At 72.8% G+C, this 14,418-nt stretch carries 11 protein-coding genes and 1 pseudogene; 5 read left to right on the forward strand and 7 right to left on the reverse strand.

Annotated features, from left to right (window positions below; translation table 11 throughout):
• Window positions 1–265 precede the first annotated feature (265 nt).
• Window positions 266–868: a hypothetical protein gene (locus ACWD0A_RS12750; RefSeq protein WP_451297351.1), complete on the forward strand. Its 603-nt coding sequence runs from the start codon at window positions 266–268 to the stop codon at window positions 866–868.
• A 98-nt stretch (window positions 869–966) separates the two neighbouring features.
• Here the strand turns inward: ACWD0A_RS12750 and ACWD0A_RS12755 are convergent, their stop codons facing one another.
• The 3 genes and pseudogenes from ACWD0A_RS12755 to ACWD0A_RS12765 all read right to left on the reverse strand — a co-directional run bounded on the left by ACWD0A_RS12755 (window position 967) and on the right by ACWD0A_RS12765 (window position 3,230).
• Complete coding sequence (locus ACWD0A_RS12755; RefSeq protein ID WP_451297353.1) at window positions 967–1,608, reverse strand: hypothetical protein; 642 nt, start codon at window positions 1,606–1,608, stop codon at window positions 967–969.
• Window positions 1,605–1,958, reverse strand: a complete 354-nt coding sequence (locus ACWD0A_RS12760; RefSeq protein WP_451297355.1) for a hypothetical protein — start codon at window positions 1,956–1,958, stop codon at window positions 1,605–1,607. Before ACWD0A_RS12760 ends, ACWD0A_RS12755 begins: the two co-directional genes overlap by 4 nt.
• A 66-nt stretch (window positions 1,959–2,024) precedes the next feature.
• Window positions 2,025–3,230: pseudogene (locus ACWD0A_RS12765) on the reverse strand (RNA-guided endonuclease InsQ/TnpB family protein).
• Between the two features lie 226 nt (window positions 3,231–3,456).
• Here ACWD0A_RS12765 and ACWD0A_RS12770 point away from each other — a divergent pair.
• The 3 genes from ACWD0A_RS12770 (at window position 3,457) to ACWD0A_RS12780 (ending at window position 9,024) form a co-directional block, all read left to right on the forward strand.
• A complete protein-coding gene (locus ACWD0A_RS12770) occupies window positions 3,457–6,840 on the forward strand; it encodes a CHAT domain-containing protein (RefSeq protein ID WP_451297357.1) in 3,384 nt (1,127 codons plus the stop codon).
• A gap of 127 nt (window positions 6,841–6,967) precedes the next feature.
• Window positions 6,968–7,774 carry an alpha/beta fold hydrolase gene (locus ACWD0A_RS12775; protein WP_451297359.1) on the forward strand — a complete coding sequence of 269 codons (807 nt, stop codon included), beginning with the start codon at window positions 6,968–6,970 and terminating at the stop codon, window positions 7,772–7,774.
• Between the two features lie 359 nt (window positions 7,775–8,133).
• On the forward strand, window positions 8,134–9,024 hold the full coding sequence (locus ACWD0A_RS12780; RefSeq protein WP_451297361.1) for a DMT family transporter: 891 nt from the start codon (window positions 8,134–8,136) through the stop codon (window positions 9,022–9,024).
• 7 nt (window positions 9,025–9,031) lie between these two features.
• On the opposite strand, the gene ACWD0A_RS12785 is transcribed toward ACWD0A_RS12780, so the two are convergent.
• The 3 genes from ACWD0A_RS12785 to ACWD0A_RS12795 form a co-directional block, all read right to left on the reverse strand.
• A complete protein-coding gene (locus tag ACWD0A_RS12785) occupies window positions 9,032–10,150 on the reverse strand; it encodes an AI-2E family transporter (RefSeq protein WP_451297555.1) in 1,119 nt (372 codons plus the stop codon).
• Between the two features lie 192 nt (window positions 10,151–10,342).
• Window positions 10,343–11,752: an FAD-dependent oxidoreductase gene (locus ACWD0A_RS12790; RefSeq protein ID WP_451297363.1), complete on the reverse strand. Its 1,410-nt coding sequence runs from the start codon at window positions 11,750–11,752 to the stop codon at window positions 10,343–10,345.
• A 36-nt stretch (window positions 11,753–11,788) separates the two neighbouring features.
• Window positions 11,789–12,961 (reverse strand): polysaccharide pyruvyl transferase family protein, encoded by a 1,173-nt coding sequence (locus tag ACWD0A_RS12795; protein ID WP_451297365.1) that lies wholly within the window; start codon window positions 12,959–12,961, stop codon window positions 11,789–11,791.
• 290 nt (window positions 12,962–13,251) lie between these two features.
• Between ACWD0A_RS12795 and ACWD0A_RS12800 the strand changes: the two genes are divergently transcribed.
• The gene (locus ACWD0A_RS12800) at window positions 13,252–13,854 is read left to right on the forward strand and encodes an Hsp20/alpha crystallin family protein (protein ID WP_451297367.1); all 603 of its coding nucleotides are present in this window, start codon (window positions 13,252–13,254) and stop codon (window positions 13,852–13,854) included.
• A 112-nt stretch (window positions 13,855–13,966) separates the two neighbouring features.
• On the opposite strand, the gene ACWD0A_RS12805 is transcribed toward ACWD0A_RS12800, so the two are convergent.
• Entirely contained in the window at window positions 13,967–14,299 is a 333-nt protein-coding gene (locus ACWD0A_RS12805) for a hypothetical protein (protein WP_451297369.1), read from the reverse strand.
• Between the last annotated feature and the right edge of the window lie 119 nt (window positions 14,300–14,418).

Raw genomic sequence — 14,418 nt, forward strand, 5'->3', positions numbered from 1 at the left:
GTCCTCCGGTCGGTCTGCACCTTGCACATACCGCCCCGACGAGGGGCGCGCCGCGGGGCGGGGCCTGACGCGGCACTAACCAGCATGGAGCACGATGACCGGAAAATTGCTTATGTAGCTGCCTGTCGCGTATGTCGATACCGACGCGCCTCACCAGCTGTCCGCCCGGTGGAGTGCGCGGACAGACCCACGGCGGTGAAGCCGGCGAGAGTCCTCCGGCAGCCCTCCACGGTGCTCAACACGGCGTCGTGCGAGGCTGTTCGGCATGAGCGTCGAACCGAGCGAGTACGTGAAGCGGTTGCCGATCGGGAAGCGGATCCCGTTCCCCGCGGAGGGCATCCCGTTCTGGGAGGTGTTCCCTTACGAGGGGGACATACGGATCAAGGTTCTGGAGGAACCGACACTGCCGGAGCCGCCTCGACACGGCGAGGCCGGGCCGGACGACTGCGATGCCTGCAAGCGCCCCGACGCGGACTTCTTGTGGACCGACGACCACTGGCGGCTGGAGGGGCTGCCTGAGCCGGCGGCGCTCCCGGCGATGGTGCTCCTCCAGCCTCGTGGCCATCACGACCTGTACGATCTGCCGCCGGAACGGGCTGCCGAGCTGGGGGCCATGCTCCAGCGGGTGGAGCAGGCGATCATGTCGTTGGGCGGCGTCGCCCGGGTGCATGTGAACAAGTGGGGTGACGGAGGAGCGCATCTGCACATGTTCCTGATCGCGCGGCCGGAGGGGATGATGCAGCTTCGGGGTACGTGTCTCCCGCTGTGGGACGACGTGCTGCCCAGGGTTCCCGAAGACGTCTGGCACGAGAGCAACCGCCGGATCGCTCAAGCCATGGGGAACGGCGGCGGCACCGCGCACGTCTGACCCCGCCGCGCGCACGGCGGTCGGCCACTGCTGGACTCGGCCGCCGCCGGATCGCCTTCCTCGGCTCCGCACGAGCCGCGAGCGCCGCCCCGCCCGCCTCATGGGCAGGTGGGGGTCACCGACAAGTTCCGGACCGCCGTGAGCGCGACGACCGTGGGACGGGCCTGGCCCCTGACCGCGATGCGCAGCCGGCCGCCGTCCGCCGACAGCAGGGTGCCGCACGTGGTCTCCTCGCCGTGGGTCACCTTCACCGAACCACGCTGTGTGCTGGGCGCCCACCACGTGAGCGCCGTGCCGGTGAACAGCAGCGCCAGGGCCACGGCGACAGCCCGCCGCGCAAGGGTGAGCCTGCGGGCGGACCACTTCGCGGTGGCGACCTCGAAGCCGTCGAGGGATCCGTGGTCGCGGTGGATGTCGGCCAGGGTGACCGCCAGCGGCCGGGTACCGGCCTGAGCGGCCAAAGCGTGCCACAGGCCGACCACGGCCAGCGCCAGCCCGCCGCCGACGAGCAGGGTGACCGCCGCCCGCCAGCCCGTCGTCATGTCGGCGGTGGTGGCCGGGCCCTTGACCACGATGGCCGCGCCGAGAAGCGTGATGAAGGCGGCCAGCCCGTTGCGCCAGGCCTCGGCCGCCGCGCGGACGCCGGGCAGCGACGAACGCACCAACTCCCGGAAGCGGTCGCGTTCGGCGAGGTCCGTGGCCGAAGGAGGGCGCTGCGGCAGGCGGGGCCTGAGCGTCATTCGGTGACCAGCTCGATCCGGAAGCTGGCGCCGCAGCCTGCGGTCCCCTCCGGCGCGTCGTCGTGCGCCGAGCCGCAGCCGCAGGTGACGTCGAGGACGACCGCCGCCGGGACGACGCCCCCGTGCTCGTGCCGGTCGGGCCCGGAGAGCCCGGCCAGCGCGACCAGGACCTGACGGTCGGTGAAGTGGTGCCCGCACCGCGGACAGGGCCCGCTCACCACGTATCCGGGGACGCCGCCCGCGCCGTGCCGGGACACCGTCAGCTGCTGCGACTCCAGGAGCCGGAAGGCGCGCTCGGTCCACTCGAAGTCTGCCGTGGCGAGATAGGGGGACGCTGCGTCGTCGGACATGGCCACACTCTATTGAAACCTCCCCTCCCTGAAGGGAGGGGATTCCTAGCTCACTTCGCCTGGCACCTAGCAGGTGGCAGGGCTTACAAGATCAGTACTAGCCGGGTTGAGACCAGCCCGGACGAGCATCACGCGGGCGGAGTTCTTGTCTCGTGGCGAGACGGCTCCGCACGCGGTGCACGTATACGTTCTTTCGGAGAGGGGGAGTGCGTGCTTGGCTCTCGCTCCGCACTGCGCGCAGTCCATCGTGGTGTGCGCGGGGTGTACGAGGTGCACGGTCCGGCCGTGCTTACGGGCCATCTCGGCCAACGCCGTTTTCGTGGCGCCGATAGCGGCATCGGCCGCCTTGCGCGCCATGGTGGTCTTCGCGAGGAACTTCGGCCGGAAGTCCTCCACCGCGATCACGTCGAAGTCGCGGACGACGGTCTTGGCCCATCTGCGGCAGGTGTCCTGCCGCTGCCGGGCGATCTTCCGGTGGGCCTTTGCAGCCGCTTGCCGGGCCTTGCGGTAGCCGTTCGTGTCGGGCCGGTTCCTCGGCGTTGCGCGCCCAGCCATCATCCGCTGGTACCGCGCCAGCTTCGCGGCGGCCGTCTTGCCGTGCTGGGCGTGCGGCAGGTCGTGGGTGTCGGAGGTGGTAGTGGCGGTCTCCTTCACACCCCAGTCGATGCCTATTGCCCGGCCCGTGGGGGGCAGCGGCTCGGCCTCGGTGGCGACGACGAACGAGGCGTACCAGTGTCCGAGGCTGTCCCGCTAGACGCGCACGCTGCCGGGCGGGGACGGCAGGTCGCGGGACCACACCACGGTCAGGACGATCCCGCCCGCCAGGTGCAGACGGCCGTCCTTGATGCGGAATCCGCGCTGCGTGTAGTTCAGCGACGGCGCGGCCTCGCGCTTCCGCTTGATCCGGGGCATCCGAGCCCGCTGCCGCATCGGCAGCTGCGCCTTGATGTCCTTGAGCGCCTTCGCGCGGGACTTGGCGAAATCCCGGATGATCTGCTGCTGCGGCACCGAAGCACCTTCCCGCAGCCAGGCCATGCCCCGCCGGGCCTCGGTCAGCATCTTGTCGAGCTGTGCCGGACCGCACGTCGTGTTCTGCCCGGTGGCCTTGTTGTAGGCATGTACGCGGTGGGACACGGCCACGCACTCGTTCCACACCCAGCGACAGCGCGCCCACTCGGCTTCAAGTCCCGCCTTCGCGGTCTGCGACACGCGCAACCGGCAGGTGTACCGGGCGTGCCCGGCCCCCGTCTCGGCTGTCACTGCGGTCGGCATGATCCGAACCTAACAGCCCCTACTGACAACGGAAGAAAGTGCACGTCAGAACAGATGCTCAGAGAACTCCGCCGCTTCGCGGCTCCGGTCCAAGGACCCATTCCTCCCCGCCCGAAGGGCTGAGCCTTTTGGGAGAAACCCGGTGGGAGGGGGCCCGCCCTGGGATGCTGATCGGGTTGTCTCCCGGGGGAGTTGGGGCCCTTCGGGCGGCCGAGGGGGAGGACCGATGGATGGGCACGACGGGGCGGCCGGATGGCGGTCGGCAGTGCGGGGAGCAGAGCTGGACCGCCAGGGCCGTACGGCGGAGGCCCGGCAGGCGTTCCTCGAGGCGACGGCATACGGCGACGCCAACGGGCCGTACAACCTGGGGCTGTTGGCGGAACGGGCCGGTCGCATCGACGAGGCACGCGACTGGTACGCCCGCGCGCACGACGCGGGGCATCCGGAGGCGGCCAACAATCTCGGCGTCCTGCTGTACAACGCGGGCGACCCGGCGGCCGAGCGCTGGTTCGCCGCCGCCGCGGCGGCGGGACACGAGCAGGCGGCCGCCAACCTGGAACGGCTCCGATTCCGTCCGGGGGCAGACGGCCCCGTCGAGGACCCCGTGGTGCTGCGAGCGGTCGCCGTCGCGGCGTTCCGGGCGTTCGAGCTGACCGGTGACGACGCCGCTCTCGTACGGACGGTGAACGTCCACCGGGAAGCCGTCCGGGCCGCGCCTCCAGGGCATCCGCTGCGTGGAACGCTCCAGGGCGAGCTGCGGGACCTCCTCGCACACCGGTACGACCTGCGGGGGCACATGGCCGACCTCGAGGAAGCGGCGGCGGTCGCGGTGACCGTGTGGTCGGACCTCGCGCCCGACCACCCCGACCGCTGCGGCGCGGCCCGCCCGGCCGTCGCCCTGCTGCGCCGCCGCTTCGAGGCCACCGGCGAGGCGGCGTGGGCGAAGGAGGCCGTCGGCATCGGGCGGGAGACGCTGGAGCGCCCCGGCGCCGGGGCCGGGGCACGCGAACGGGCGGAGCTCGAATCGGCACTGTGCGCCGTTCTGTCGACCCTGGCCCACTTCCGCGCGGACATGGAGGCCGGAGCGGACTCGGAGACGGAGAACGGGGCGGAGTGGGACGCGGGCCGGATCCTGGACGAGGCGGTCGCATGGGGACGCGCGGCGGTCGAGCGGTTCCCTGACGTCGTCGGGCGGATCAACTGCGGAATGGCCCTTCTGGTGCGCGGCGGACGCCGCGGGAGCGTGGAGGACCTGGGCGCCGCCGTCGTCCTGCTGCGCACCGCGTACGCCGAGGCCGACGAGCCGCATCACCGGATCGCCGCGGCCACGAACCTCGCCACCGCACTGCGCGGGCGTGCCGACCTGACCGGTCGCGGCGCCGACGCACAGGCGGCCCGGGAAGCGGCACGAGCAGCGCGGCGGGCACAGGAGGAGCAGCAGACGCAGGCGCCCCACGTCGCAGGCCAGGCGGAGGCGCTCGTGCAGTCCGCGTACACGGTGGAGGGGGACGGCACGTCGGCCGCCGTCCGGCGTGCGCTCTCGGCCCTGCCCGAGGGCCACACCGCGCAGTCGGTGCTTCTGCTGCGCCTGGCCGCCGCCCTGCTGGAGTCCGAGGACCGGGACGGCGCCGTGCAGGCGGCTCGGCAGGCGGTGGCCGCCGCCGAGGGCACCGGTCCGGTGGTGGAGGCGCAGCGCACGCTCGGCCGGCTGCTCCTCGGTACGGAGGAGGACGACGACCGCAGGGACGCGGCCGTGGCGGAGGCGGTGGAGGCGTTCACCACGGCGGCCGCCCTCTGCGACGAGTCGGCCATGGTCTACGCCGAGGTCATGACGGGACTGGCGGGCGCGCTGATCGCCCGGTGTCTCTTGGCCGAGGCCGCGCGGGACAGCGCGCAGGACAGCGCACAAGGGGAGGCGAAAGGGGGCGAAAAGGGTGCCGCGCCCGACCGCGTGGCCGCGCTCGCGGCGGTCCGCGCCGCGGCGGGAGCGCCGGGGTCGCCGGTCCGGGACCGTCTCGTCGCCGCCCGCATCTGGGCGGGCGTCGCGTGGGAGGGCGGGGACGTCGCCGACGCGCTGGCAGGGGCGCGGGCCGGTGTGGCGCTGCTCCAGGAGTTCGGCTGGGCGGGCCTCGACCGCGATGACCAGCAGCAGGGTCTGCGCGACGGGGCAGCCCTGCCCCGGGACGCGGCCGCCATCGCGATCGCGGCCGGCCGGCCCGACGTGGCGGTGGAACTGCTGGAGCAGGGACGGTCGGTCATATGGCGGGGCACCTTGCACCTGCGCGCGGATCTCGACCGGCTCGCCGCTCGGGACACGGCTCTGGCGGCCGGGCTGGCAGAGGTGCGTGACGCCCTGACGGACGGCGGCCACCGGGACGCCGAGGAACGCATGCGGCTGGTGCTGCGCTGGCGGCGGCTGGTGGACAGAGTGCGTAGCCTGCCGGGGTTCGAGCGCTTCCTCGCTCCGCCGCGGTTCGCCCAACTCGCCGCCGCGGCCGCGGGCGGTCCGGTGGTCGTCGTCAACATCAGCGCGATCCGCTGCGACGCGATCGTCGTGCTCCCCGGCGGCAGGGTGGAGGTGGTGCCGCTCACCGGGATCGACCTGGCGGGGACGGACCGTGTCGTCAACACCTACCTCGCCCACCTCTCCGAGGCGGCCTCCTCGGGCGGACTGGCCCGGGAACGCGCGCGGCACACGGTGCACAACACCCTGGAGTGGCTGTGGGAACGGATCGCCCGCCCGGTGCTCGACCGGTTGGGCCTGCCGTACAAGACGACGTCGCCGCCGCGCCTGTGGTGGTGCCCGACGGCCTCTTTGGTGATCCTGCCACTGCACGCGGCCGGAAAATACCCCCGCTCGCTCCACGACCGGACCGAACCGGCCGGCCTGCCGTACGCCGTCGTGTCGTCGTACACGAGCACACTGTCCGCCCTCGCCGAAGCCGCCGGCGGCCGCCCCTCCCCCGACCCGGGCAGCAGGCCCTGGAAGGGCCGGTGGCGGGCGGGCGCACGACGTTCCCGCTCCGCTGGGCTGCTCGCCGTCGGCCTGTCCGACACCCGCCGGGGCCACACCGTCCTGCCCGACGTGGCCGAGGAGTTGCGGGCGGTGCGGGAGGCGGCCGGCCGGCGGGTGAAGGTGCTGAGCGGCGACGCCGCCACGGTACGGGCCGTGCGCGCACAGCTGCCCCGCCACACGTGGGTCCACTTCGCCTGTCACGGGACCCTGGACATGACCGCCCCCACCACCTCCGGACTCTGCCTGCGCGACGGGGACATGAACGTGACCGACTTCTCCGAGCTGCGCCTGGACGACGCCGAGCTGGCGTTTGTGTCCGCCTGCCACACGCGCCTGGGCAGCGGCCAACTGCCGGACGAGGCGATCCACACCGCCGCCGCGCTGCGCACCGCGGGGTTCCGGCACGTGGTGGCCGCGCTCTGGTCGGTCCCGGACCGCGTGGCACCGGTCGTCGCGGCGGCGTTCTACCGGCACCTGGCCGACACGGACGCCGCCGGTGCGGCCGTGGCCCTGCACCGGGCGGTCGCCGTCCTGCGCGAGGCCCACCCGACCGACCCGGCCCTCTGGGCACCGTTCGTCCACGACGGCCCCTGACGCGGTACGCCCGGCGCCTCCACGTGGCAGCAGGCGAGACCGGGGGTGAGACACGCTCGCCCCGTACGCCTGGGGCCCGCACGTCGACTCGGTGGCGGGCGCCCGGCGGCCAGGTCAGGCTGGTGACATGGGCGGGCACACGACGAGGGAGGGCCGCTTCGGACATCGCCGGGCCGAGCTGGTCTACGACGATGCCGGTGAGGGCCCTCTCGCCGTGTACGCGCACGGCGGTTTCGTGAGTCAGGCGGCCGAGGACCGGATGGGCCTGTTCGACTGGGCGCCGGTCGTGAAGGCGGGGCATCGTCTGGTCCGCTACGACGCCCGGGGGCACGGTCGGTCGACCGGCGATCCCGTGGACTCCGACTACACCTATCGGTCGCTCGCCGACGATCTGCTGGCCCTGCTCGACCACCTGGACGCCTCGGAGCCTGCCGTCGCCATGGGGGCGTCGATGGGATGCGGCACCGTGCTGCACGCCGCCGTGCGTGCGCCAGGCCGGTTCTCCCGGCTGGTTCTGCTCATCCCGCCGACGGCCTGGACGACGCGCACGGCGCACGCGCGGGCGAATCGGAGATCCGCGGACGCTGTCGAACGGGAGGGACGGGAGGCCTGGCTCGCCGCCAGGGCACAGCAACCTCGCCCGGCCGTCGTGGCCGACGTTCCGGAGCTCCCTCCGACGCCCCCCGACCGGCTGCTGCCCGCCATCCTGCGCGGCCTGGCAGCGTCCGATCTGCCCTGCCCCACGGAGGTCGCCACGCTGCGTCAGCCGGTCCTGGTCCTCGGCTGGGCGGATGACCCGGGGCACCCCCTGTCCACCGCGGAGACCCTGGCGCATGTCCTGCCGCGCGCCGAACTCCACGTGTCCCGGACACGCGCCGACATCCGCACGTGGGGAAGCCGCGTCGCCGAGTACCTGAGCCGGCCTCTGCCGTAACCGGCCGGAGGGTGCAACAGCCGCGCGCCGTGTTCGGGCCGAGGAACCCATGGCAGCAGACGCGGAGCGCGGCCTCGCCAAGGGGCGGCCGTGCCCGCCGCCACGGGCGCCGCAGCCACGGCGAGCGTGCGGGCGCCGGAGCGTCCGCCGGGCGGACGAACGGCGTCACGCCGGGCTCCCCCAAGATTCCCGGACGGCTGGATCAGGGGCGGCGGCCACGTGGGGGCCGCGGCCCGGCTCGGATCGCGGGCGCGGCCCGACGGTGGGCACCATGGCAGGAAGCGGGCCGGGTCCGCGAGGCCGACGGTGTACCGCGGTCACCGCAGCCCGCCCTCCCGTCGACTGCCGGAGGCCGACACGTGCACACCCTGCTGCCGGTGCTCTTCGCGCTCGCCGCGGCGCTCAGCAACGCGTTCGCCACCGTGCTGCAGCGCAAGGCGGCTCTCGACGTCCCGCGTTCGCAGGGCTTCCGCGCCGGTCTCATGCTGGATCTGCTGCGCCGGCCCGTCTGGCTCGCCGGCATGGCCGCCGTCGTCGTCGCGGGCCTCTGCCAGGCGGTGGCGCTGGGGACCGGGCCGCTGACGATCGTTCAGCCGCTCTTCGTCCTCGAACTGCCGCTCGCCCTGATCCTGGCGACCCGGCTGCTGCACGGAAGCCTGCCGCGCGCCGGCTGGGTGGCGCTGGCCGCTGTCGTCGTGGGTCTCGGCATCGCTCTCGGTGCCGCGTCGCCGTCGGGCAACCGCACCGATGTGCCGGCGGAGCGCTGGGCCGTCGCACTGCCGGTGTGCGCCGCGGTGGTCCTCGCGCTCGCCGCAGCGGCCCTGCGCCGACCGGAGGGCCGGGCCCGCGCGGCCTGCCTCGGCACGGCCACCGCTATCAGTTACGCCGTCACCGCGGCCCTGATGAAGGAGGCGGTGCACATCCTGGACGACCACGGCCTCGGCGCGTTCCTCACGGCCTGGCAGACCTACGCCTTCGCGGCCACCGGCGCGGCCGCGATCTTCCTGCTGGAGCACGCGATGCAGGCGGGCCCGCTGGTCGCCTCCCAACCCGCGCTCACCCTCGGCGACGCTGCCGTGAGCCTGTGTCTCGGCATCCTCCTCTTCGAGGAACACGTCCGCACCGGCTGGTGGCTGCTGCCGGAGGCGGCGGGGGTCGCGCTGGTGGTGGCCGGTGTCCTGGCCCTGGCCAGGATGCCGCTGGCCAGGGCCTTGGCCGCCTCCGACGAGCGGGGTGCGGCGGTGCCCTGAGCGCCGGTCAGCCGTTCCCGCCGGACAGGCGCGCGGTCCGGAGCGCCTGACGGACCGACCAGACCACGGCCACCAGGGGCACTGCGGCGACCGCGCCCACCACACCAGCGGCGACAGCCCCGCCGACGACCGACAGCGCGACGACCAGGGGATGCAGCCGGACGGCCCAGCTCATCACGATCGGGTGCAGCAGGTGCCCCTCGATCTGGCCGATGACGACGATCAGGGCGACGACCACGGCCGCGACCAGCGGGCCCTTGGCCGCGAGCGCGACCACCGCGGCGACGGCGAGGGCGATGGGCGAACCGACGAGGGGGATGAACGCGGCGAAGAACTCCAGCAGGGCCAGGGGCAGCGCGAGCGGCACCCCGAGCGCGAAGAGGGCGATCCCCACCAGGATCGCGTTGGTGGCCGCCACCAGCAGGATGCCGTGGGTGTATCCGGTGAACGTCCGCCAGGCGGCCCGGCCCGCCACCCTCGCGTGATCCCGGGCGGCGGCCGGCAACTGGTCGCAGAACCACCCCCACTGGCGGTCGCCGGAGTGGATGAAGAAGACGGAGCAGAACAGCGCGAGGGCCAGCACGGTCAGCACCTCGACCAGCCGTCCGGCGCCGCTCAGCGCTTCGCTGACGACGGTGGACCGGTGGCTGGACAGCAGCCGGCCGATGCGGGACTGGATGTCGCCGAGGGCCTCCGGGGCGACGCGGAACGGGGGCCGCTCCAGCCAGTTCTCGATCCTCTCGATGCCGTCGCGGAACTCCCGTACGAGCGTGGTCCGCTCCCCTGAGACCACCTCGCCGACGAGTGCCAGCACACCCAGCACGAGCAGGATGCTGCCCAGCACCGTGCCGGCGACGGCGAGCGGACGCGGCAGGAGGCGTGCGGCCAGATCGGCCACCGGCCGGAGCACAGCGGTGAGGACGAGGCCCAGGAACACGGCCGCGGCGATCTCGTGGAACCGCCCCAGCAGTGCGAAGACACCGTAGACGGCGGCGGCCACCACGAGGATCCGCCAGGCGTACGCGGCGGCCGTCCGCAGCGCGTCCGGCACGCGTGACGTCTGTGCGGCGGGCGGCGCACCGGAAGGGCGCTCCTGGGGGTCCGACGACCTGGGGGCCATGCACATGCGCGTACCACCGGACGCGTCGCGCACCACGTGTTCGGTGCGCTGTTCGCCCGAAGGCACCCGGCAAACGGGTCCGGCGCCGGGCCGGGGATCACCAGGAGCAGGCCGTCCGCTCCGCCTGCGCCGGGGCATGCTCCGAGAAGAAGGTCCGCGTGACGTGGACCGGATCACTTGGGCGGTGCCCGTCGGGCATCACGACAGGCTGGCGCCTTGGGAGCGGAGTTCTGCCTGGACCGCGTCCGCCGGAACGTCCCGGGGGCGCTTTCCCTGGGCTGCCGCGAGGGCCGCGCAGACACCCGCGGCCTGCCCGGTGGCCATGGAGATCGGCATGACGCGGTAGGAGGAGTGGGCCACGTGGTCGCCGGAGATGCAGCGGCCCGCGACCAGGACCCGGTCCACATCCGTGGGGAAGAGGCAGCGCAGGGGGATGTCGTAGGACTGACCGCGCGGGAGTCGTTTGAGCGTGGTACCGCGACCGCTCGGGTTGTGGATGTCCACCGGATAGGCCCCGCGAGCGATGACGTCGTCGAACTTGCGGGCGTTCAGAACGTCTTCGCCCGTCAGCTGGTACGCGCCCTGGATCCGGCGCGTCTCGCGGACACCGACCTGGACGCCGCTCTGCACGACGTACGAGTCGGCGAAGCCCGGCACGCGGCTGCGCAGGAAGCGGGCGATCTGCGCCATCTGCCGGTGGGCGGCGAACTCGGCACGGGTCAGGTCCCAGACACTGGTGCCGAGCACTTCGGTGACGCGGGTCGAGTTGACCGCCACCTCGCCGGTGTTGGGTGTGGCGAAGAACAGCATGTCCTCGCGCGGCAGGTCGAGTTCCCCGGCATCGGTGGCTTCGCGGACCAGGTCCCACAGCCCGTGCACGCCCTTCCACTGATCCGGGTGGGTCCGGGCGTACGCGGCGAATTCCTCGTGGTCGAAGCGGACCATGCGGAACATCAGCGTCATCGGCTGCGTCCAGCCGTCCTCGGGCCGGCCGATCTCGTACGCGGCCCCGGCCGAAGCGGCGATGTCGCCGTCGCCGGTGCAGTCGACGATCACGTCCGCGTCGATGACGATCGGCCCCGACTTGGTCTCGAACACCGCCCGCGCGCGGTCCGGCATGGCCACGACACCGGAGGCGAACGCGTGGAGCAGGGTGCGGACCTCATGTTGCTCCAGAAGGTCGTACACCACGAGTTTGAACAGTTCCGCGTCGAAAGGCACGGTGTAACCGGTCTCCAGGGAGGGGCGGATCGCCGCCTGCGCGCGCACCAACTGCTCGAGCAGCACCCAGAGCACGCCGCCGACGACCGGCTCGCCCTCCCCGTGGTCGGGCGGCAGCAGACGTGCCGAGTCGCCGCTGACCGCCTGCTTGACCTCGTTGTGGAAACTCATCAGCGGCATCACCAGCGCCGCGGTGGCGTTCCCGCCGAGGAATCCGTACCGCTCGACAAGGGTGACCTGGGCGCCCGCGTTGGAGGCGCCGAGAGCTGCGCCGATACCGGCGGGGCCGCCGCCGATCACCAGTACCTGGGTGGAGCCGGCGTGCAGCGCCTGACGCGGGGGCAGCTCCACGTTCCGGGGCACGCGGGGCGGCATCAGGTAGGACACGGTTCCTCCGTGGGGATCGGGGGCTCGTGGTGCGGGTCAGCCGGTCCGGAAGGCGGCTGCCGGTTCGGCCTGGTAGGCGAGCGGCCGGGGAGCGGCGTGGTCGAGATAGGCGAGGAGCCGGTCGGCGGTCTCGGCCGCCCGCGATTTCATCGCTGCCGTCCGGGTGGCGGTGTGTGCCACGCGGGCGGGCCGCTCGTCCCACAGACGGTCCACTTCCGCGAGGAGGGGGCCCGCGGCCTCTCTGACCACTCCCCGCAGGGCGGGGGCGCCGATCTGCTGGGCGAAGTCGTACACCTTCCCGGCGTAGGGCAGGGGAAGCAGCGGGATCCCGGCGAGCGCGGCGAAGATCAGGAAGTGCAGTCTCATGCCGATGGCGAGGTCCAGCTGCTTCACGATGTCGAGAACCTGCTGCGGCCGGTAGGTCCCGTGCAGCACCTGACAGCGTTCGGCATGGGTCATGTGGGAGATCACGCCGTGCGCGTGCCGGATGTCGTCACGTTCCATCGGAACGAAGACGATGTGGCCGTCCAGCCGGTGGACGAGGAAGTCGGCCACGTTCCCGAGGAGCTGGTGATAGCCCTCTTCGTCGAGGTGCTCGGCCGCCCGGCCGGGCTCACGCACGCTCATCCCCACGAGATGCCCACGGCGCGGCACCGCCTCCGCCCGGAGCAGCTCCTCGCCGCTGTCACCGGGTTCCAGCAGGAGTGCCGGGTCGGCGGTGACGGAGATGGGCCGGGTCAGCCCGGCCTCCTCCAGCACCAGCTTGGACTCCTCGTCGCGGACCGTCACCTCGGCCGCGTCGGCGAGTGTCGCGCGGACCCACGCGCAGTCGGACTCGTCGGTGAGCGGACCGGCTCCGATGGCATAGGTGAAGACGGGAACGCCGAGATCCTGCGCGGTGCGGACCAGCCGCAGATAGCGGCGCGCCTCGGTGTTGTACAGGATCCCGCCGCCGCCGAGCACGAGCACATTGAGCCGGCGCAGGTGCTCGGAGATGCGCTCCCGGCACACGCCTTCCCAGCCCACGACCTCGACGTCCGGGTAGGTGCTGCGGCTCTCGTCCGGATTGCGGGAGAACACGACGAGGTGTGCGTCCGGACGGCCCGCCCGGATGCGGTCCAGCATGGCGGTGAGGATCGCCTCGTCGCCCACGTTTCGCCCCCCGTAGGATCCCAGCACTCCTACGGTCACGCTGCTCAGGTCTCCCATGATCGGCCCCTCGCGAGTCTCACCGGAGATGTTCTTCGCGGCCCAGGCGGTGGAGGCCCGGCTTCCTGCCCCGCAGGGCCGGGGTGCTCACCTGGCACCGAGCCGGTGCCCCTTCTCGGGCCTTTGCCATCCTGTACCCATTTGCGCACTCCCGCACCAGTTCACGCGACGCCTTGGAGGACCGAGCCGCCGGGCCCGCCGTGGTGCGCAGCATCCGGGCGGTCGTTTAGCCCCCTGGCTGCCGGTTACCCGCTTGGCGCACGAGATCGCATCGCACGTGGGAGGCGGCCATGACCCTTCCGATACGACATGGAGGCGGCTCCCCGGAGCTGCACCGGGCATGGGACCCGTTCAGCGAGTTCGAGGACATGTGGAGCCGGATGGGGCGGCTCCTGGAACAGGCCGCAGCACCGGCCGGGACGAGCAGCGTGTGGATGCCGACGGCCGAGGAGGAGGAAGAGGAGAACGCGTACGTCGTGCGGGCGGAGCTGCCCGGCGTTCCCGCGGAGAGTATCGACATCGAGGTCGAGGGCGACGAGCTCTCGATCACCGGAGAGCTGAGCGAGGAAAGGCGCGGCAAGGTGCTGAGCCGGCGGACCGGAAGGTTCTCCTACCGCACGAGCGTGCCGGCGGGGACGGACAGTGACAGGATCGCGGCCGACCTGACCGACGGCGTCCTCACCGTCCGGATCCCGAAAGCGCAGACGGAACACGAGAGGCGCCGGAAGATCGAGATCGGCGGCCGGCACGGGCTCACCGGCGACACCGCCCGGGGCGGCGGGCCCGCGCAGCCGAGCCGGACCCCGGAGCAGCCCGGCGGGACCCCGCCGCCGACGAGCCTGCCGAGCCGGGAGGGTTTCGGAACCGACGAGATGGGAGGAATCCCGGAGTAAGGAGGTCCGGAGTAATGAGGTCCGGTCGGCCTCCACCTGCGGCGAACGCCGGGCGCCCACGCGCGTAACGGGCACCGCGCTCTCCGCTGCGATGTGGGTTGCCGCCCGCGGTTCACGGGCTGCGGGTGATCCATCGCTGGAGTGCGGTGTGGGTGGTGTCGTCCAGTGTGCTCAGCGCCTCGATGGCGGCGAGATCGCCCGGCCGCGGCGCGATGCCCGCCGTGGTGAGCGCGGCGTGCAGGTCCAGACGCCGCCGGTCGGCCGGCTTGAGCGGCATGGCCCGCTCCCGACCGCGGTCGGGAGCGGGCCACAGGAGGTCGCCGGGCTCCAGAAGACCGAGGGTGGTCGCCTCCGGACCTTCGTCGGCGACCGCGCCGGGAAACCGGTAGGGGTCGAACACGGGCCCTGCGCCCGAGGTCGTGGTGAAAGCATGCCAACCGGTCATGAGTTCCTCCTCGGTTGTCGAGCAACTGGATACGAGGAGCGCAGACAGGACCGGGGCAGTTGCAGTGGGCGCCGTCGAACCACCCGGATGCCCCCTATGGCATCTCGTCACACAACAGA

This window comes from Streptomyces sp. NPDC002867, assembly GCF_053591895.1.